This window comes from Humisphaera borealis, from assembly GCF_015169395.1.
Classification (GTDB): Bacteria; Planctomycetota; Phycisphaerae; order Tepidisphaerales; family Tepidisphaeraceae; genus Humisphaera; species Humisphaera borealis.
This window is the reverse complement of sequence record NZ_CP063458.1, coordinates 263738-284226: the sequence shown is the minus strand read 5'-3', so window position 1 is coordinate 284226 and position 20489 is coordinate 263738. Positions and strand designations below refer to the sequence as shown.

Genomic DNA, 20489 nt, shown 5'->3' with positions numbered 1-20489 from the left:
TCAGCATTCGTGAAAGGGCCGATGGGACGTGCGGCAGACCATTAATGAAACTGGGGGACTGATCCAGTCAGGCATCAAGTCGTCGATTCGGTGCGGGATGGGGGCAATAACCGGTCTGAATGGCCTTAGCTGCCTGAATGCCCCGAGCCAGATTTTCCTCGCTTGCCCTTACGAATGTGCTTCGTGGCAAAAGGAACTATGGTAAGTTGCTCAAGCCGCACGACCGTACTGAAATCCGCCCTGCGAAGGTTAAGACTGGAGCTCGCGTGTCCCGTTCAGATCATTCCTGCGATCCGAGACGTTCCTCTGTTGTTGCGTCGATTGAGCCGCTCGAAAAGCGGACTCACTTTTCGGTCGTGCCCGGGAAGTTGACGCTCCGATTTAACGATCCCGTGGGTGGCGCAAACGGTCCGAGCGTGAGCCTTTCGCTTAAGAACACCGGTACGTTCGCGGTAAAGATCACCGGGGCGGCCCTCTCCGGAACCAACGCCAGCCAGTTTGCTATTGTCACGAAACCCGGCGGCGGCGTGCTTCCCTATACCGTTTCGGCCAGCCTGTCGACGTCAATGTCGCTTGCGTTCAAGCCCCCCGCCGGTTCCACCAGCACCATTCGCACCGCGACCCTTACCCTGACCACCAACGACCTGACGAAGCCGACCATCACCGTCTCACTCCGCGGCCTCGCGACGGCCGGCATCGGCGGACAGCTGGAACCTTCGCTCCAACGCATCTTCGACCTCTACTCCATCAACTCCCGCACCGGCGATTCCAATCCCGCCACCACCAACCTGTTCAGCAACACCGAAGTTCGCGGCGTCAACGACGAAGTGACGATGCAGCTGTTGAAGAAATCCGGAACCGCTGCCGTGACCATCGAGCCGCTGGCGGCGTTCGCGGGCGGATCGCCGGCGGGAATCGTTGGCTGGTACAAGTCCGGCACCCCGGGCACCAAGAACAAGCTGCTGAGCGTCAACGGCACGAGCAGCCAGAGCGTGAATGTGGGATACACCGGCGTGACGAGCTTTGACCCCGGGACGGCCTCTTTCGGGCTCTACTCGCAGTACACCAACATCAACACCACGCAGTACAGCCAGGATTCGCTCAACACCGTCGAAACAACGATCAAGCGGAAGATCCGGTTCTTCCCCCTTAAGCAGAATGGCGTGCTCGTCGCCAACGCTTACATCTTCACCACCGAAGACTGGAACAACGACAGAACCGGCGGGACCGATTCGAACGATTTTGTGGGGATCATTCGAAACGTGAAGCTCGGATGAGTTGAGACCCCGCACCGGGCAGACATCGCAAGCTGCACCCGCAGGGCAAACATCGAGTCACCACGCCGCGGTTTCCAAGCCCATCGCCTCGGCCATCAGTTCGGCGATATGTCGTGTCTGGACGGCCATGCCATCCCGGTGGCACATTCCACTGATGTTCATTGAACAGCCGGCGTCATTGCAGACCAGGGTTTTCGCTTCGGTCGCAGCGATACAGGCGACCTTGTCCTCCACGATCGCCCCGCTGATGGCGGGATACTTCATTGCGAAGGTTCCGCCGAAGCCGCAACACTGGTCGGTCTTCTCCATCGCGCGGAAATCGACATTGCCGATCTGCTGAAGCAGCTTTACGCCCTCATCTTTCACGCCAATGCCGCGCAGGTGGCAGGTGTAATGGTAGGTGATCGACTCTGGCTTCGGGAGTTTGAACTGGCTGAAGTCGACCTTGAGCACTTTGTCCAGGAACTCGACGAACTCGTACGTCTTGGACACGGTCTCGTGCATGGGGTGCGACCAGGCGGGGTCGTTCTTCATGAGCTGTTCGTACTGCTCGCGGACCATCGCCGCACACGAGCCACTGGGTGTCACGATGTACTTGTACGGCTCAAAGACCTCGATGAAACGCTTGCCGAGCGTGGCGGCCTGGTCGTGAAACCCGTTGTTGTAGAACGGCTGGCCGCAGCAGGTTTGTGCCTGGGGAAAGTGCACTCGGCAGCCGAAGTGCTCAAGGATCTTGGTGACCGCGACGCCGACATGGGGATAGAACTGGTCGGTCAGGCAGGTGACGAAGAGCGCGACATCATGGGGCATGGTGTGACAAGTGTAAGCGGTTGCCGGTGCCGATGCGAACCCATCGGCTGCCCGGCATGTGGACGGTAAAACACCGCTGTGTCGGCGGGCCGGGCGCGACTTTGCTCGAGCAACCTACCGGTCAGATCCGCCGAAGCGTTTAGGGAGGATGCTCCGGGTCAGCTGCTTGATCCTGCCGACGCCGATGGGCTGCCCGGTATAGTAGGCGATCGCACGTCGGCCGACGCCTTCAACCTCCACCCAGTTCCAGCCGGCACCAATGCCCACCGACACCAGTGGCACGCCCTTGGCGAGTGTTCGACCGGTGACTTTCGCTCCGAGAAATCGGCTGGCGATCTTAAAGATGCCTTCGACACTCCCCTTGCCGACCGCCCTGCGGACCAGGTTCTTGGTGAACTGCTCGCCGGCGCGAATACCAATCTGCCGCAAGGCCTGGCTGAACGCGGCGGGGAAGGCGATCGCAAGCACGTCGGTGCGGAATCGGTCGGGGTCGTCCAGAGATGCCGGGTCCAGGATGGCGGCGATGCCACCGGCCATCGTGCCCTCGATCTTGAGCATCGCGGCGATGTCGGCCAGTGCCGCCGGCAGCATGGTGACCGGACTTGCGGCCAACCCGGTCATCCCGCCGACCGTGGCCCCCTGCTTCTGTGCGTAGCGAATCAACGCCTTTGCGAGCTGCTCGGGGCTGGCGTTCGGATCGCGGGTGCGGACCTCCATCGCGAGTCGGCGGCACGCGTCGATGTCGGGGACGACCCAAGACAGCAGTTGCTCGGCTTTGTCGGCAAGGAAGTCGGTCATCGTACCGGCATTGTATGCCGGACTATTCGAGAGAGGGACGGACAAGTCACGCAGGAAAAGCCGTCAGCCTTCGATGACGCTCTTCTCGATCGGATCGACCTGCACGCCGTGTGAACGGCAAAACTCGATGGCGGCAAAGACATCGTCGCGCGGGCCGGTCAGCAGGATTGCCATGATGCCGATCTCGTTTTGCACGCTTGCCTGGCGGATGTCGAAGCTGACTTCCGGGAACTTGCGGCTCATCTGCCAGATGATGGGCTTCTCCACCTGCGTGCGGGAGGGGAAGGTGAACCAGCAACGCTTGCTGTACGAACTCTGATCGCTCATGGGTGACCTTGTAGTGAGTGGGCCGGAGTAAGCCTTCGACGAGGCGATGCGAATCAACCGGCGATCGCAGACCCGATGGCTGGTCGTCGCGAACTTCGTGGACCGGCTTACTACAGCATTGGCGTTCAACGCGGGCCGGACCTACGAACCGGTCAGCGCGACGCGGTCACAACTTCGGGTTCAAACTCCGCCCGCAATCGCCGGAACGATGCTGATCTCATCGCCTTCCTTGACCGGCGTTTCCAGGTTCTTCAGAAAGCGGATGTCTTCGTCGTTGACGTAGATGTTGACGAACCGGTTGAGCTGTCCTTCGGACTTGAAAAGCCGGGTCTCGATGCCGGCGGCCTTGCTCTTGAGGCTGCCGAGGACTTCGCCGACGTTAACGCCGGCAGCTTCGACAACATCGGCGCCATTGGTGTAGTTGCGAAGCGGGGACGGGATGCGAACCTTCACGCTCATTGCGATCTCTCAGACGTTCAAAAGGACGATTCAATTCGGCGGGCCAACGTGAACCCGCTACGGCATTCCTCGGTCGCAGGCGGCAGGCCTCGCGTCCGCCAAGGCGGACCCTACTTTTTGGCGGCGGCTTCGACCAGAGACTGATGAAGATAGGTCAATTTCTTCCGCGGGTCCATCGAGTCTTTGTCTTTGACCCAGGTCAGCTTGCCATACCTGACGGCAGCGTACCCATAGTAGGAAGGCGGCTCCTTCGCCCGCAACTGCGCCAGGACCTCGGCAAGTTGCCCGCACTTGGCCGGGTCGGCGTCACCCGCGACGAGCCAATTCTGGACGTCGGCGATGACCAGCGGCACGAAGTCTTCAGCCCCGGCCGCAAGGTTCTGCCGCTCGAAGGCGTCTTGGAACGCTGCGACGAACGTAGGCAGCTTCCTGGGCAGGCGACGATACCACTCGTCGCGATAGGCGATCACGTGCTTGTTCGCCCGACTCCACTCCCGGACGGCGGCCTGCAACTGGCTGGTCAGGATGACGTCGTCGGTGGTGCGACGACCCTCAATCGCCTTGTCGAGCTTCGCCTGTTCCGCTGCGGAGAGACCCACGCGTGGCAACGGCAGCGGCGCCTTGCGATAGACCGAGATCGCCGCAGGCACGTCCGCCGGTGCGATTTCCGCCGGTAGCGCCGACATCAATTGCCAGCGTATGTATGCCGCCGTCCTGACATCAGGATCGACCTTCGATTCAAAAGCGACAACAACCGCTTCGAACGTGACGGCCTTGGAAGGCTTGGTGGTGAAATAATCGCAGGCCTCGCGGACCGGGGTTTTCGGGTCACGCAGGTGCGCCTGAAACTCCCTTCGAAGTTCCTCGATTGCCGCGTCGACCGCCATCCGCGCCGGCGACTTTGCGGCCGGTGCAGCGACTACTGTCGGCAGGCCGACAAAGACCGACGCAAGCCATGCGACCAAAACCGCAAGCGACAGCTTGTCTCGCATGGTGGTTCCCCTGATTCTGACTCACATCGGCGCGTCGCCGGTTGGCAGGGCCTTGGCTCCGGAGCCAGACCATCTACGGCAGTGCCGCAGAGCTCACCCTTCAGGCTCCCACGAGCGCCGGTTCGGGCTCGGACTGGGCACGCCTGGTTTCCTCGAGCAACTCGTCGAACTCTGTCATCTTCGCGTCGATCACGCGCGGGTACGGCAGCTCATCGGCGACGACTTCCTGCGTCTTAAGCCCGTTGCCGGTGATACTAATGACCACCGATTCGTCCTTCGGAATTCGCCCGCTCTGCAACAGCTTGATGGTCGCCGCGAGCGTTGTTCCGCCGGCCGGTTCGGTCCAGATGCCTTCAGTCTTGGCCAGCAGTTTGATGGCGTCGATGATCTCGCGATCGGTCGCGCTCTCGCCGTAGCCGCCGGACTTGGTGACACACTGGTAGGCGTAGTAGCCGTCGGCCGGATTGCCGATCGCGATGCTCTTGGCGATCGTGTTCGGCTTCTGCGGCTCGATGATGTCGACGCCCTTCTGGATCGCCTTGACCACCGGATTGCAGCCGGCGGCCTGGGCCGAATACACCTTTGGCTTGTTGTCTTCGACAAGGCCAAGGGTGATCAGTTCCTGATACGCCTTGTAGATCTTGGGCAGGATAGTGCCACCGGCCGTGGGGACGACGGTGTGCTGCGGCAGTTGCCAGCCGTACTGCTCGGCGATCTCGAAGCCGTAGGTCTTGGCGCCTTCCGTGTAGTACGGACGCAGGTTGACGTTCACAATCGCCCAGCCGTACTTATCGGCGATCTCCGTGCACAGGCGGTTGACGTCGTCGTAGTTGCCGCGGATGCGGACCATCTGCGGGCCGAAGATCAGCGAGCCGAGCACTTTGCCCTGCTCCAGATCGTGCGGAATCATCACGTAGCACTTGAGCCCCGCCTGGGCGGCATGGGCGGCGGTGCTGTTGGCGAGGTTGCCGGTGCTGGCGCAGCCGACGGTTTTGAACCCGAACTCGACCGCCTTGCTGATCGCGACGGCGACGACCCGTTCCTTATAGGAATACGTCGGGTAGTTGCACGAGTCGTCCTTGATGTAAAGCTGCTTGACGCCGAGCTCCGTCGCAAGGCGATCCGCCTTTTTCAAGGGGGTGAAGCCGGAGTGGAAGCCGGTGACCGGCTTGTCCACAGGGAGCAGATCCTTGTACCGCCAAAGGCTCTTGGGGCCACGGGCGATGGATTCTCGAGTCACCTTGCCGGCCATCGCGGCGTAGTCGTATTCAACCTCGTACGGGCCGAAGCATGCTTCACAGACGTGAACTGGCGAAATCGCCGTCCGATGCCCGCATTCCTTGCACTTCAGACCTTTAACGTAGCTCATTTGCTCTGAGAAGTAGTCAATTGCCAGAAGTCAGCTGTCAGACGAAGGAAACGACTCCTGTTCTGACGACTGATTACCTGCTACCGCCTACTGCCTCTCCAAAAAGAAACAGGCCCCTTCCCGTGAGAAGAGGCCTGCGCAAAGTCGCTTTCAGGATGCCTCTTATCTTCCCCAGGCTCTGCGACGCTGAAAATCGTCGCTCCCGGGCGGGAATTAGCACCTATCCCTCGTAAAACGTCGGGACGGTTGCTGTGGCGTCGTTGGGCCCAAACCCTCAGCCACTCTCGATAAGAAAGTATTCACTTGTCGGTCGGATTCTATTGCGACGGACGCTGATGTCAAGACGAAACCAGCGATAGGCAAACGCCCGAGGCCACTCGAGATAACACCCCAATCCGCGTGATTTCCGATCAATTGTCCATTGGCAGCCGCGAATCGCTGTGACAAAGTACCACGAAGAGTAGTTCCTAAGGCACTGAATGACAGATCGTTCCGAATACCCATCACCGGCCATTCTGCTGTGCGACGATTCGCGACAGGAGCGACTGGCACTGGCACGGTGGCTTGATTCCAGAGCCTACCAAGTCCACCAGGCGGATGACGGTCGCTCGGCACTCCAGATTCTGCGAGAGCGACGCGTGGACCTGGTCCTGCTGGACCTGAACATGCCAAGAGTCGACGGCTTTGGCGTCCTGGAGTATTTGCAGGAGCATCGAAAAGCGTTGCCCGTCATTCTGCTTTCCGGCATGCCTCCCGAACGCATTCAAACGGGCATCTCCCGACTAACCTCCCATGCTTTGCCGCCGCTTCTGTTCAAGCCGATTGATCCCGACCAGCTGCTTTCGGTGGTCGAGCTGGCTCTGGCAGGCGGTCTGAATGTGGAGAGTACAGCCACCGACGCCCCTGAAACCCACACTTCCGATCACGCTTCCGATCGCGCCCCACGCTAAAGGCATTCTCCGCGGTTGCCTAACCTTGCCATTTGCTTCGTCATTCGCGATTCACTGATAGGACGTTAACAATTTGCAAATACTTCGCGACTACCTTTCGGCCCGGCAGGCGCCCGAAGGTCAAGACCCCTGCATGCGCAGAGGTTTGACGGGCGAAAACTGGAAGGAGTTAACGATGCGTTTCAAGAGCCTCATGGCGGGTTCGGTGGTCGCGGTGTTGTCTGTCGCGGGTTGCAACTCGAGCAACGACAAGACGACCGCCCCCGAGATCGAGAAAAAGGTCGAAGCCCCCAAGCCCGCTGACGACAAGAAGGCCAAGGAAGCCGCTGCCGTCGCCAAAGCGACGTACCATGAAGTCACCCACGACGGGCGGATTTATGTCATGGCGAGCGACGAAACGGCCGCCGGTGGTGCCAAGGGCAAGCATCCGGCCATGTCCGTCACCAAGATCGGTTACGGACCCAAGGGTGAAACGGTCGTTTTCGAAGCCAGCGAAGGTGGCGGCGTCGAAAAGAAGCTGATCGAAGCATTCAAGGCCAAGTACAAGATGAACTGATTTGCCGTCAACGGCGATCGGCCCCTGTATCGGGGTCTACCTTGCGGATGTCTCGGGAAGCCCCGGCGGCATGCCGGCCTCGAGCAACACTTTCCAGCAGACCTGAACGTACCGACTCCCTGGCTGCGTCCGAACGACTCGGTCAGTGGTGGTCCGGCGAGATCGGTCGTCGATCCGCCATACCGAAATTCCCAAGCGGAGATTACTTATGATCGCGAAAATGATTCGTGGTTTGGTGGCGATGGCGGTCGTTTCGACCGGTTCCCTCGCCTTGGCACAAGTGAAAGTCGACCCCTCGATCCCCGACTACAAGCCGGCCAGCGGCGTATCGGGCAACATCAAAAGCGTCGGCTCCGACACCCTCAACAACCTGATGACCCTCTGGGCCGAAGGCTTCAAGAAGGCCTATCCCAGCGTCGGCATCGAGATCGAAGGCAAAGGCTCCAGCACCGCCCCGCCGGCGCTGATCGAAGGCACCGCCCAGCTCGGGCCGATGAGCCGCGAGATGAAGTCGTCGGAAGTTGACCAGTTCAAGGCCAAGTACGGCTACGCCCCGACCCCGGTCCGCACCGCCGTCGACTCGCTCGCCGTCTTCGTCCACAAGGACAACCCGATCAAGGAACTGTCGCTCGACCAGGTCCGCAAGATCTTCTCGGTAGAAGGCAAGGACATGAAGTGGGGCGACGTCGGCCTGGCCGGCGAATGGGCCGACAAGCCCATCAGCCTTTACGGCCGTAACTCCGCTTCGGGCACCTACGGCTTCTTCAAGGAAGTCGCGATGGGCAAGAAGGACTACAAGCCGTCGGTCAAGGAACAGGCCGGCTCGTCTTCGGTGGTGCAGGGCATCGCCAGCGACAAGTTCGCCATGGGCTACTCGGGTATCGGCTACGCGACGGCTGACGTCCGGGCCGTTCCGCTCTCGGCCAAGGATGGCGCCAAGGCGTTCGACGCCAACGCCGCCAACGCCTACAGCGGCGACTATCCGCTGGCCCGCTTCCTCTACGTTTACGTCAACGCCAAGCCCGGCGAAGGCCCGAGCCCGATCGTCAAGGAATTCGCCAAGATGATCTTCAGCCAGCAGGGCCAGCAGATCGTCGTCAAGGACGGATTCTTCCCGATCACCCCGGAAATCCTGAAGGAAGACATGGCGGCATTGCACATCAAGTAAGTCGACGCGTATCGCCAGGCGATACCCGACAGCCGGCCAAACCAGGACGGTGGTGGTGAAATCCCGCCACCGTCTTTTTTCCCGGAACGCACGACCTGCCAACGGTCGCCTTTGCCTTCGTACGGATGACGTGGTCGCAGGCAGAACGGCTCGCTGTGTGAGAGCGTCCGGGCAAGTGTTGTGATTGCCGCCTTGCCGGCTCGACCGCAATAGATCACGATTCGCCGGTCCTGATCTTCGTTCAACCGGAAATACCTTGGCTCAAGGCAACGACACTCTCAAGGGCGGCACGGCCGCCGGACCGGCCGCGACCTTCACCGGCGTTGCCCGCAGAAAGACCCGCCGGTCCGTCAAGGTCGTCGACGCCGTCGCGAAGTATGTCATTTCGGTCGGCGGCGTGAGTGTCGTGTTCGCTTTCGCGGCGATCGTCTTTGCGCTAGCGGCGGTCGTCGTTCCACTGTTCGACTCCCCGAAGATCAACCCCATTCTGTCCGTTCAGCTGGCCCGGCCAACGGCGGGCAGCGGCGCCGCCATCAGCGGGATGGCGTTGGACGAATATCTGACCTATGTCTGGACGGTCGACGCCGGCGGACACCTCAACGTTTACCGCACCGCCGGCGGGGAGCTCGTCAAGAGCGACACCCTGTCAGATACGCCGACCACCGTCGTCGCCGTCGACCGCCGAAACGTGGCGGTCGGGTGCGCCGACGGCACCGTTCGTGCCGGCCGCATTGAGACCGATCTGCAGTTTGTGCCCGAGCGCCCCGAACCCCTGAAGGGACTGCAGGCGGGTCAGACGATCGCTTACGACGGCGGTGTCGCGAGCCTGACGCCGGAGGGGCTGGCGCGCGTTTTCCGCGTCCGGGCCGATCTCAGTCCCCCGCTCAAAATCGGCGACACGCCATCTCCGATCCGCTTGCTGGACTACTCTTTCAGCGACCGGCTTGAAGTCGTTGTTGCGCTGCGGGAGGACGGAAAACTGTTCTATTCGTCGGTGGTGAAGAAGGGCCTGGTCAAGAAAGTGAAGACGGCAGAGAGCTACGAGCTGCCGATCCCCCCGCCCTACCAGGCGAAGAAGCCGCAAACGCTGCTGGTCGGCTTGAACGGCCGCATGGTGTATCTCATTTACGCCGACGGCGCAACCCTGCGTTTCAACACTGACGTGCCTGAAAAGGCGTACGTCGCCGAGGAACTTGACCTGCTGCCCAGCTCGGGGCGGAGCCTGGCGACAGCGAGCATGCTGCTGGGGAACACCACCCTGATTGTCACCGACGACCGCGGCGACGTCACCGGATGGTTCCCGGCCCCCTTCCCCAAGGGACAGCAGCCCACCACCAGGGACGAAGTGCACATGGTGCTCGCCCACGATTTGGCCGAACAGGGTCAGCCCGTCACCGCCGTCGCCACCAGCAGCCGGGACCGGCAGTTTCTTACCGCCGACAAGAGCGGCCAGGTCGTCCTCCGGCATATGACGAGCAACACCACCCAGGGCTCGTTCACCACGCAGGGGGCCAGACGTATTCAGGCACTGGCCTTCAGCCCCAACAATCAGGCGATCGCGGCGATCGACGACGACTACCGGCTCACGCTCGTGAACCTGGACAATCCCCATGCGGACGCGTCGATGTCGGCTTTGTTTTCGCCGATCCATTACGAGGGCTACGCCAAACCGGGGTTCGTCTACCAGAGTTCCGCCGGCACCGACGACGCCGAACTGAAGTTCAGCCTCTGGCCGCTGATCTTCGGCACGATCAAGGCGACCTTCTACGCCATGCTCATCGCCGTGCCCATCGCCATCATGGCGGCGATTTACACCAGCGAGTTCATGCAGCCCAGGGTGCGTGCGGTCGTCAAACCGACCATCGAACTGATGGCGTCGCTGCCATCGGTGGTGCTCGGATTCATCGGTGCGCTCGTGTTTGCTCCCCTGGTCGAGAGCTGGATCACCGCCCTGCTGGCCATGCTCGTCGCGATTCCCGTCGGTCTGGCGCTGTTCGGCCTGATCTGGCAGACGCTACCGCCGGCGTTCGCGATCCGGGTGCCAGCGATCGTGCGTTTCTCCCTGATGCTCGTCGCGACCATCGCAATTGGTGTCGTCACCTATCTGCTCGGGCCGCAACTCGAGCGGCTGATGTTCTACGGCGACATCCGCGGGTGGCTTGCGAGCCGCGTCGGCGACGCGACCCCGGGCTGGGTCATTCTGCTGTCTCCCATGATCGGAATGGCACTGGTCTTCATCTACAACACGAACATTCGGCGAATGGTGGTCGCGAGCGTCGCCCATCGTTCCCGCAGCGTGCAAGGGGCGACTGACGTCCTTCGATTCCTTGCCATCGCTGTGGTCGCGATCCTGATCGCCTGGGCTCTTGGAAGACTGCTCTCCTCGGCGGGATTCGATCTCCGTAAGGAGTTCGGCGGCGTCGGCAGCGTCGTCGGAACGTACGTCCAACGGAACAGCCTGCTGGTCGGGCTGTTCATGGGATTCGCAATCATTCCCCTGATTTACACCGTGTCCGAAGACGCATTGACGAGTGTGCCGGGATCGCTCCGCAGTGCCTCGCTGGGTGCCGGCGCGACCCCTTGGCAGACCGCGATCCGGGTGGTCCTCCCCGTCGCGACGAGCGGCATTTTCTCGGCCTGCATGATCGGTTTCGGGCGTGCCGCCGGCGAGACCATGGTGATGCTGATGATGTCGGGTCGCGTGTCGCTGATCGACCTGAACATGTTTAACGGTTTCAGCGCGCTGGCGGCGAACGTCGCGACCGAGCTACCCGAGGCCGCGCGGGATACGTCCCACTACCGAATCCTGTTCCTGTCGGCGCTGGTGTTGTTTGTGATTACGTTTGCCGTCAACACGACCGCAGAAATCGTTCGAATGCGCTTCCGCAAGCGGGCCTACCAGCTTTAAACGCCGCCAATGAACCGTCGGAGTTCTGCCGCCTATGCCAGATGGAGACTCAATCATCCCCGACCCAGCCACCCAGGCCGGCCCACAGGCCGGACAGTCGGTGAGGCTCGCCACCGGCCCGGAACGCGCCCAGGTCAAGCCGGTGCTGGTCCGCAAAAGGCGGCCGATCAGCCTGACGGCACGCGGCGAGCCGATGGTCTGGTTGACCGGCGGCACAGTCGCCGTGGCGATCATCATGATCGTGGGGCTGCTGGGCTTTATCACCTACCAGGGGTTCACCACGTTCTGGCCTTCGCCGCTGGCCCTTGTCAAATACCGCATGCCCGATGCCAAGGTGCGGTCGATCCTCGGCGAGCCGTTCCGCACCGAACGCTTCCGCCCAGAAGGCGCCGCACCCGACGTATCGCTCGGCCGCACGCTCTACCGTGTGGGTAACGTTGATCTGACCGGGGAACGATTCATCTGGGTCAATGACGACCAGATCCAGGAGATTTCGTACCCCACTGACGCCGTTCTTTTCGAACGCCGGGAGTGGGGCAACGCCTACGGCTACATTGATGCCGTTGTGGTGAACGACAAGCTTTTCACCGGCGCTGCTGCGTGGGCCGAGTTTCAACGCCAGTTCCAGCCCATGCTCGCGGCGACCGAAGAGCTGCTCCACATCACCAAAGACTCGCTGGGCGACGTCAGCCGCCGTAAGAACGAAATCCGTCTGAAACTGGTTGAGGTTGGCCTTAGAAACGGCAAGGAATCTGAAGCAGTCGCCAGGGAGAGGGAGAGGCTCGCACCTGAACTTGCATCGCTGGACAAACAGGAAATCGAGTTGGTCGAGCGCAAGAACCGGCTCACCGACGACATGAGCCGTGTTCGCGTTTACCTCCGGACGATCGAGGGCCAGTACATCCCGGCCCAGCGTGGTGCGGCGAACAAGCCGATCAACGCCACCCATGCAGGCAAGGTTCGGCTGATCGATGTGCAGCCGGGCGTGACCGTCGCGCCGGACGGGGCGGCGCAGGTCCTGTTCTATTCCGGAAGCCGGCGACCGACTGTCGAAGTGCTGGACGCCACCGGGAAGGTGGTGGAGACACACGCCGTTTGGCCCAACGGGGTCATCGAAGTCAAGGACGGTCAGGAGGTCACCGCCGGCGACACACTTGCTCGCCAGGCCAATCCTCTGCAGGTCTCGCAGGTCGTTCGCGCCTATCAGCCCAACGCGCAAAGCCAGGGAGAAAAGACCGCCAGCTATTTCAGCCGCTGGTGGGAGTTCCTCAGCGACGACCCACGCGAAGCCAACACCGAAGGCGGCGTGTTTCCGGCGATCGTCGGTACCGTGCTCATGACGTTCGTCATGATCATCTTCGTCGTGCCGATCGGCGTGATCGCCGCCATCTACCTGCGCGAGTACGCCAAGCAAGGCCTGCTCGTGACGATCATCCGCATTTCGGTCAACAATCTTGCCGGCGTGCCGAGCATCGTATTCGGTGTGTTCGGGCTGGCGTTCTTCTGCTACGGCCTGGGAAAGTGGATCGATTCCGGCCCGGCCAAGCCGATTCCCCAGGGACAATGGTTCGCAATGGTCGCGGTAATCGCCGCCATGGTGATCGGTGCACTGTTGCTTTCGTTCCTGGCCAGTACACACAGCAAAGATGAGAAGCAGTCGTTCGCAACAGCCCTTCGATGGGGCGGAATCCTCCTTTGGGTCACATCGGCGATTCTCGTCTTTGTTGCGGTATCAGGAATGCCCTTCTTCAAGGGTTTCTTCTGGGTCGAAGCCTCCGAGAACACACCGGTTGTCGGCAAAAGCGCGCTGATCTGGGCGTCGCTCACGCTGGCGCTGCTCACGCTGCCCGTGGTGATCGTCGCGACCGAGGAAGCGCTGTCGGCCGTCCCCCGCTCGATGCGGGAGGGCTCCTACGCTTGCGGTGCGAGCAAGTGGCAGACGATTCGACGAATCGTACTGCCCCGCGCCCTGCCAGGAATCATGACCGGTATGATCCTCGCCGTTGCACGTGGTGCCGGCGAGGTCGCCCCATTGATGCTCGTCGGGGCAGTGAAACTCGCCCCGGAACTGCCGCTGTCAGCCCGATTCCCGTTTTTTGGGAGCGACCGCAGTTTCATGCACCTGGGCTTCCACATTTACGACCTGGGTTTTCAAAGCCCCGACTCTGAAAATGCCAGGCCGCTCGTCTATACCACCACGTTTCTGCTGATTGCGATCGTCATGCTGTTGAACTTCTCGGCCATGCTGATTCGATCGCGCCTCCGCAAGGCGCACGCGAGCGGTGCATTCTAGAAGAGAGAACTATGCCGACCACCATCGACGCAAAGCCCGCGAGCAACAAGCCCGAGGCGAGGCCTCTAACGTTCGCCCAGGCGATCGCCAAGGGACAAACGCCCCCGCCGGCGGTCCATCCCGAACTGGCCAATGAACAACCGGTCGTCACGATCGAGGACTTCTGCCTTTACTACGGGCAGAAGAAGGCCCTCTTCGACATCAACATGACGGTGCCGAACGGCAAGGTCACGGCGCTAATCGGCCCCAGTGGCTGCGGCAAATCTACTCTGCTTCGCAGTGTCAACCGGCTGAACGACCTGATCGACACCGTCAAGATTACGGGCAAGATGTCGCTCAACGGCGACCCGATCTACTCCCGCCACGTTGATGTGATCGAACTTCGCAAGCGCATGGGCATGGTCTTCCAGAAGTCCAACCCGTTCCCGATGAGCATCTTCGAGAACGTCGTGTATGCCCTGCGAATCGACGGCGAAAACCGCAAGAGCGTGCTGCAGGACGTCTGCGAAAAGAGTCTTCGCGGCGCGGCCCTGTGGGATGAAGTGAAGGACCGCCTCCACACCAGCGGCCTGAGTCTTTCGGGCGGTCAGCAGCAGCGGCTGTGCATCGCCCGCGCGATCGCCGCCGAACCGGAAGTACTGCTGATGGACGAGCCCTGCTCGGCTCTGGACCCCATCGCGACCGGCAAGGTGGAGGACCTGATCCACGAACTCCGGGGCAACTACACCGTGCTGATTGTCACCCACAACATGCAGCAGGCCGCCCGGGTGAGCGACTACACCGCGTTCATGTACCTCGGCCGGCTCGTCGAATACGGCCCGACGAGCAGCATTTTCACCAAGCCAATCCTGAGCGACACGGAAGACTACGTGACGGGGCGGTTTGGCTGATGCTTTTTGTCCACGAAGGAGAGTTTTCCACGAATGGACAACTCTCCTTCGTGACCCTTCGTGCTCCTTCGTGGTCAAACTCTTCTAAACGACCTTGGGGAACAGCACTTTTCCCTCACCCAGCTTGTGCCCCGCCGGCAGTGGCGTAGAGAATAGCTCCGCCAGCGTCTTTCCTTCCTCCGATACCCCGAGCTGCGACAGGCCTTCCTTCGCCTTCTCCGGCAGGATGGGCAGAAGACCGACCAGCGCACGGTAGATCGCCTGCGCCGAGAGGTTCAGCACCGTGTCCAGGCGAGCCGCCTTTGCGGGGTCTTTCGCGAGCTTAAAGGGGGCGGTGGTGTCGATATAGACGTTCGCCGCCCGGGCCAGTTCGACGGGGATCATCGCCGCCTGTTGAAGTGCCAGGGCATCGTATGCATTGGCGAGATCGACCGGAAAAGCATCGGTCGCCTTGCGGACGGCGGCATCGACGGCGTCGTCGGTTTCGCCGATCGCAGGGATCGCCGCCTCTCGGTAACGCGTCGTCATGTTCACCACGCGATTCAGCAGGTTGCCGACGACGTTGCCCAACTCGTTGAAGCTGGTATTCAGGTCGGCCGCCTTCCAATCCAGATCGGTGCCGAACGGGGCAGAGCGGAGCGTGTAAAAACGCAGCCCGTCCAGTCCGTACGACTTGTTCACCTCGCGCAGCTTCTCGATGTCGATGAAGTTGCCGAGCGACTTGCTCATCTTCTTGCCCTCGGCCGTCCACCAGCCGTGAGCGAAGACCTGCTTCGGTGCCGGCAACCCCAGCGCAAAGAGCATCGCCGGCCAGTAGACCGTATGGAACCAGAGGATCTCCTTGCCGATCAGGTGCACGTCCGCCGGCCAGTATTTGTCGAAGAGCGAGGCTTCGCCGCCGCCGTAACCGAGCGCGGTAATGTAGTTGCTCAGCGCGTCGATCCAGACATACACCACGTGCGCCGGGTCGTTCGGCATCGGCACGCCCCACTTCAGCGTGGCCCGGCTGATGGACAAATCCTGGAAGCCTTCCTTCAACTGGATCTTCAGTTTCGAGATGACCTCATTCCGCCGGCTGTCGGGCTGAATGAAGGTCGGATTCTGCTCAATGTATTCGAGCACCTTTGGTGCCCACTTGCTCAGCCGGAAAAAGTAGCTCGGCTCCTTGTAGCGCACGAGCGGACGGCCGCTGATGACCGACTTGTACTCCGCCGCCTTGGCCTCGGTCTCGGTGATGAACTCTTCCTGCCCCTCGTCATACCACCCCTCGTAACCGCCGAGATAGATGTCGTCGCTCGCCAGCAGCTTGCGGACGATCTCCTGCACGCCGGCCTTGTGGCGTGGTTCGCTGGTGCGGATGAAGTCGTCATTTGTGACGTTGAACTCTTTCCACAGATTGCGAAACACATCTGCGTTCTTCGTCGCCAGGGCCTCGGGGGTGATGCCCTTCTCCTCCGCCGTCTTCACCATCTTGATGCCGTGTTCGTCGGTGCCGGTCAGGAAACGGACGTCGTCCCCGGCCAGCCGGCGGTAGCGGGCGATCGTGTCGGTCGCGAGCGTGGTGTACACATGCCCCAGGTGCGGTTCGCCGTTGGGGTAGTAGATCGGCGTGGTGATGTAGAAGGTTTTTGCCATGGCGGTTTTGCGGAAATCATAGCCGCGAACAGCCGTCCGCGGCGCGGCCGGGGAGTAGAATCGAGTGTGATGTCGGAATCAATTGCCGCCCCGGATGCCTCGATGACCCAGCAGGTACGCTGTGCCCTCTGCGATCGGGCCCTGCCGGTGCACGCCTCATATGTCGTCCGGATTGACGTCTTCGCCGACCCCACACTGCCGCCGATGAGCAGCGACGACCTATCCACCTTTGATTTTGAGAAGGCGCTCGATCAGATCGCGAAGGAGGCCGCCGGCATGACCGCCGACGACCTGCAGGACAGCGTGCATCGCCGCTTCGAATACCGCCTGTGTGCGCGATGCCAGCGGCGGTTCCTCGCAAATCCCTTGGGGATGCCTAGAAATGTGCGAGCGGGAGAAAACTAAGCCGTTCTGTCATCCGGAGATGTTCCGATGGATGACAGAACGCGGAACTTCCGCTTTCTGTGTACTTCGCGCCTCCGGCCCTTCCCGCCCTTCGTTGAGTGTTGCCGCAGACGCTCACTCTGCCGCAAGCCGATACCCCACACCCGGCTCGGTCAGCAGGTATCTCGGGCGGGCGGGCTCGGCCTCAAGCTTCTGCCGCAACTGGTTCATATAGACGCGCAGATAATGCGTCTCGTTCCCCGACCCCGGGCCCCAAACATCGTGCAGCAATTGCCGGTGCGTCATCACCTTCCCGGCGTTCTTCACCAAGACCGTCATCACACGATACTCGTTGGGTGTCAGGTGTACCGCTTTGCCGTCGATGCTCACTTCGCGCTTGGCCAAATCGACCGTCAGGCCGGCGACTGCAAACACCGGATCGCCGGAGTCCTGTTTCACGCTGGTCGCGTGCCGCATTGCCACGCGCACGCGGGCCAGCAGTTCGCCGACGCCGAAGGGCTTGGTCAGGTAGTCGTCAGCCCCGGCATCGAGCGCAACGACCTTATCCTGCTCCTTGCCTCGTGCTGAGACGACGATGATCGGTACAGATGACCACTCCCGCAGCCGACGTGTCACTTCAATTCCATCGACGTCCGGAAGTCCGAGGTCCAGGATGACCAGATCCGGCTGTCCGACCGCCGCATGACGCAGCCCCTCCTCGCCCCGCGTCGCCTCGATGACGTTGTAGTTCTGGCTTTCCAGCGTCACGCGGAGGAACTTCCGCAACGGCGGTTCGTCTTCGATCACGAGAATGTTGGAACGCGACTCGGACATGCCAGAGCAGAGTGTACGCGAACAGAACCCACCGCCCGAACCTGTTAGCATGCCAGAAAAGCACTACTGTGACGCGTCCACAACCGGCGGTGTTCCCACGATGGGAATCGTAAACCGAAACACCGCCCCACCTTCAGGCCGATTTGCCGCCGAAATCCTGCCGCCGTGTGCTTCGACGATGCCTCGTGCGATCGCCAGGCCAAGTCCGATGCCGCGCGGGGCGTCGACGGCGTGGGCTCGGAAGAACTTATCGAACACGCGCGTCTCGGTCCCGATCGGAAGCCCCGGCCCGCTATCGGCCACCTCAATCGCGATACCGCCTTCAATTGCGTTCGCCGTCACACGGATGGGGCTGCCGGCAGGCGTGTACTCGATCGCGTTGTCGATCAGATTGACCAGGACCTGCTCGATGCCAACGCTGTCAATCGGAGCCAGGGGAAGATCCGTCTCGACATCGGTCGTCACCTGGCGGCCCAGCAGCCGGCGATCGAGTTGCCGCAGTGACGAACCGATCACCTCCTGAACCGGCTGCCACTCACGCTTCATGACCAGTCCACCGGCCTCCAGACGGGTCATATCCAGCAGGTTGGTGATGAGCCTGTCCATACGGTCGGCTTCACCAATCACGGTATCGAGCATCTGACGCTGGGACGGACCGTCGAGCTTTGCATGAGTTTCGACTAGCGCCGTCGCGGCACCGGTGATGGCCGCAAGGGGCGTTCGCAATTCGTGCGAGACACCGGAAAGGAGCGTGTTGCGCAGGAACTCGGCTTCCACCCGCTCCCAGGCCTGGCGTGCTTCGTCCGCGAGCGCAGCCCGTTCGAGTGCGGTGGCAGTCTGCGCGGCGAATGCTTCGATGAGTTGTCGGCGATCAGATGCCAGATCGCTGCGAAGGTCGTCCGACGGAAGCACGCCGACGACACCGATCGTGCCGCGCGAAGCCCGCATCGGAACGTACAGCCCGGCAGAGGCCGGCAGTGTCGCGGTGTCCTTTCCGGCGATCTGCTCATGCTCAAAAACCCATTGGGTAACTCCTGATTCCTTGATGTCAAAGACGCCGGTACCCGCACTGTCGGCTTTGACGGCGAGTCGTCGGTCTGCCTCGGGAAGCAGAAGGACCGTACGGTCGCCCAGCAATTTGGAGATGTGTCGCACCGCCGCCGACGCGATCTCGTCCGTGGTTCGAAGGGATGCCAGTTCGCGGCTCAGTGCGAATAAAGCGGACGTTCGCCTTTCGCGTTGCCGTGCCGCATCACCCTGTGCGCGGACCCTTGCAGTCAGCGCGCTGATGACAAGTGCGGTCAGCAGCATGACGAGAAAGGTCACGATGTACTGCCGATCGTCAACCGCAAACTGGTAGTACGGCGGCACGAACAACAGGTCAAAAGCGACAACTCCGAGCACCGATCCCACCACGGCTGCTGCGCGACTGTGATGCGTCGCAATCCAGAGCACCCCGAGCAGGTACAGCATCAGCACGTTGGCATTGGCCAGGCCGAACCAGTGATGCAGCGGCCATCCAGCGAGGCTTGCGACCGCCATAACAGCAGCAGCCGAAGCAAACCCCGCCCAGTCGTGCCGACGTTGCACTGGAGGCTGCGACGGCCCAGAAGTCGGCTCATCGGCGTCACCGCGGATGACATAGATGTCGATTTCGCCGCTCCGGCGGATCACATCGTCGACCGCCGACCCGAACAACACTTCGCGCCAGCGCGGCCGCAGGGGCTTGCCGATGACGATCTTGGTCACATTGTGCGCCCGGGCGTAAGCCACAACCTCATCCGCGATGCTCTGGCCGCTGAGGGTGATCGTCTGCGCTCCAAGTTCCTCGGCCATGCGAAGGTTCACGTCGATCCGTTTCCGGTCAATATCGGTGAGCCGCGTGGATGACGGCGTCTCGACATAGGCTGCCACCCAGCCGGCCTTCAATCCTGCGGCGAGTCGTTTGGCGGATCGAATCAGACGGACGGACATTGGGCTGGGCCCGATACAAACCAGCACCCTCTCGCTGGCGGGCCAGGTGGTACGAACCCCGGCCTCGCGCCGCGCTTCAAGCATCTGCGCGTCCACGCGCTGGGCCGTTGTCCGCAGCGCCATCTCACGAAGCGCGATCAGGTTTCCCTTGGTGAAGAAGTGCTTTGCCGCCCGCTCCGCCTGTTCGGGTCGATAGATCCTCCCTTCGCGGAACCGCTCGAGGAGTTCCTCCGGGGCAATATCGACCAGTTCCACCTCGTCGGCCTGCTCGAGCACCGCGTCGGGCAGCGTCTCCCTCACGCGCACACCGGTGATGCGCTCGACAATGTCATTCACGCTCTCGATGTGCTGAACGTTGAGCGTTGAATAGACGTTGATCCCGGCATCGAGCAGATCAGAGATGTCCTGCCACCGCTTGGCGTGCCGCATTCCGGGGGCATTGCTGTGGGCGAGTTCGTCAACGAGGACCAGCGATGGCTTTCTCGCAAGGGCGGCATCGACATCGAACTCCTTAAGCGTGGCGTTTCGGTACTCAACAAGCTTGTACGGCAGGATCTCCATCCCGAGCAGCAGCGCCTCGGTGTCGGGGCGAATGTGCGGCTCGGCATACCCGACGAGCACGTTCAGTCCCTCGGCCGCCCGCTTGCGGGCCTCTTCCAGCATTGCGTACGTCTTGCCAACGCCGGCGGCCATGCCGAAGAAGATCTTGAGCTTCCCGCGCCGCTGGCGGACCTCCTGCTGCTGGACTTCGGCCAGCAGCGCATCGGGATCGGGGCGGGATGGAAAGCCGGTGGTCATAAGACGCTCAACGGTGATACTGAAGCGACTGTCAGGATGGCAAAATCGCGGGCGCTCTGCGGTCCGA

General features: G+C 61.7%; 17 protein-coding genes and 1 riboswitch. Of the genes, 8 read left to right on the top strand and 9 right to left on the bottom strand.

The features are described 5' to 3' along the window. Positions 1–416 precede the first annotated feature (416 nt). Complete coding sequence (locus IPV69_RS01150) at positions 417–1277, top strand: hypothetical protein (protein ID WP_206293076.1); 861 nt, start codon at positions 417–419, stop codon at positions 1275–1277. 57 nt (positions 1278–1334) lie between these two features. On the opposite strand, the gene IPV69_RS01145 is transcribed toward IPV69_RS01150, so the two are convergent. The 6 genes from IPV69_RS01145 to thrC form a co-directional block, all read right to left on the bottom strand. Beyond that, positions 1335–2087 (bottom strand): (Fe-S)-binding protein, encoded by a 753-nt coding sequence (locus tag IPV69_RS01145; protein ID WP_206293075.1) that lies wholly within the window; start codon positions 2085–2087, stop codon positions 1335–1337. A 114-nt stretch (positions 2088–2201) separates the two neighbouring features. Continuing rightward, positions 2202–2885, bottom strand: coding sequence for a hypothetical protein (locus IPV69_RS01140; RefSeq protein ID WP_206293074.1), 684 nt, complete (start codon positions 2883–2885; stop codon positions 2202–2204). Between the two features lie 63 nt (positions 2886–2948). Next, on the bottom strand, positions 2949–3212 hold the full coding sequence (locus IPV69_RS01135) for an NIL domain-containing protein (RefSeq protein ID WP_206293073.1): 264 nt from the start codon (positions 3210–3212) through the stop codon (positions 2949–2951). 180 nt (positions 3213–3392) lie between these two features. After that, positions 3393–3671, bottom strand: a complete 279-nt coding sequence (locus tag IPV69_RS01130) for a MoaD/ThiS family protein (protein ID WP_206293072.1) — start codon at positions 3669–3671, stop codon at positions 3393–3395. Positions 3672–3781: 110 nt separating this feature from the next. Then, positions 3782–4663 (bottom strand): hypothetical protein, encoded by an 882-nt coding sequence (locus IPV69_RS01125; protein WP_206293071.1) that lies wholly within the window; start codon positions 4661–4663, stop codon positions 3782–3784. A 100-nt stretch (positions 4664–4763) separates the two neighbouring features. Continuing rightward, positions 4764–6032, bottom strand: coding sequence for a threonine synthase (thrC, locus tag IPV69_RS01120; RefSeq protein ID WP_206293070.1), 1269 nt, complete (start codon positions 6030–6032; stop codon positions 4764–4766). A gap of 159 nt (positions 6033–6191) precedes the next feature. Further along, positions 6192–6326: riboswitch (SAM riboswitch) on the bottom strand. Positions 6327–6511: 185 nt separating this feature from the next. Here thrC and IPV69_RS01115 point away from each other — a divergent pair. The 6 genes from IPV69_RS01115 to pstB all read left to right on the top strand — a co-directional run bounded on the left by IPV69_RS01115 (position 6512) and on the right by pstB (position 14797). After that, positions 6512–6982 (top strand): response regulator, encoded by a 471-nt coding sequence (locus IPV69_RS01115; protein ID WP_206293069.1) that lies wholly within the window; start codon positions 6512–6514, stop codon positions 6980–6982. A gap of 175 nt (positions 6983–7157) precedes the next feature. Next, on the top strand, positions 7158–7538 hold the full coding sequence (locus IPV69_RS01110; protein ID WP_206293068.1) for a hypothetical protein: 381 nt from the start codon (positions 7158–7160) through the stop codon (positions 7536–7538). Positions 7539–7746: 208 nt separating this feature from the next. Next, on the top strand, positions 7747–8706 hold the full coding sequence (locus IPV69_RS01105; RefSeq protein WP_206293067.1) for a PstS family phosphate ABC transporter substrate-binding protein: 960 nt from the start codon (positions 7747–7749) through the stop codon (positions 8704–8706). A 256-nt stretch (positions 8707–8962) separates the two neighbouring features. Continuing rightward, a complete protein-coding gene (locus IPV69_RS01100) occupies positions 8963–11614 on the top strand; it encodes an ABC transporter permease subunit (RefSeq protein ID WP_206293066.1) in 2652 nt (883 codons plus the stop codon). A gap of 34 nt (positions 11615–11648) precedes the next feature. Beyond that, the gene (locus IPV69_RS01095) at positions 11649–13907 is read left to right on the top strand and encodes an ABC transporter permease subunit (RefSeq protein WP_206293065.1); all 2259 of its coding nucleotides are present in this window, start codon (positions 11649–11651) and stop codon (positions 13905–13907) included. 11 nt (positions 13908–13918) lie between these two features. Continuing rightward, entirely contained in the window at positions 13919–14797 is an 879-nt protein-coding gene (gene pstB, locus IPV69_RS01090) for a phosphate ABC transporter ATP-binding protein PstB (RefSeq protein WP_206293064.1), read from the top strand. 84 nt (positions 14798–14881) lie between these two features. Here pstB and metG read toward each other — a convergent pair whose 3' ends face one another. Next, complete coding sequence (gene metG, locus IPV69_RS01085) at positions 14882–16432, bottom strand: methionine--tRNA ligase (protein ID WP_206293063.1); 1551 nt, start codon at positions 16430–16432, stop codon at positions 14882–14884. Positions 16433–16501: 69 nt separating this feature from the next. Here metG and IPV69_RS01080 point away from each other — a divergent pair, with 69 nt between their 5' ends. Then, positions 16502–16837: a hypothetical protein gene (locus IPV69_RS01080; RefSeq protein WP_206293062.1), complete on the top strand. Its 336-nt coding sequence runs from the start codon at positions 16502–16504 to the stop codon at positions 16835–16837. A 114-nt stretch (positions 16838–16951) separates the two neighbouring features. Here the strand turns inward: IPV69_RS01080 and IPV69_RS01075 are convergent, their stop codons facing one another. Together IPV69_RS01075 and IPV69_RS01070 are read right to left on the bottom strand one after the other, a co-directional pair. Then, complete coding sequence (locus tag IPV69_RS01075; RefSeq protein WP_206293061.1) at positions 16952–17650, bottom strand: response regulator; 699 nt, start codon at positions 17648–17650, stop codon at positions 16952–16954. 63 nt (positions 17651–17713) lie between these two features. Further along, complete coding sequence (locus IPV69_RS01070; RefSeq protein WP_206293060.1) at positions 17714–20422, bottom strand: sensor histidine kinase; 2709 nt, start codon at positions 20420–20422, stop codon at positions 17714–17716. Positions 20423–20489: the final 67 nt, after the last annotated feature.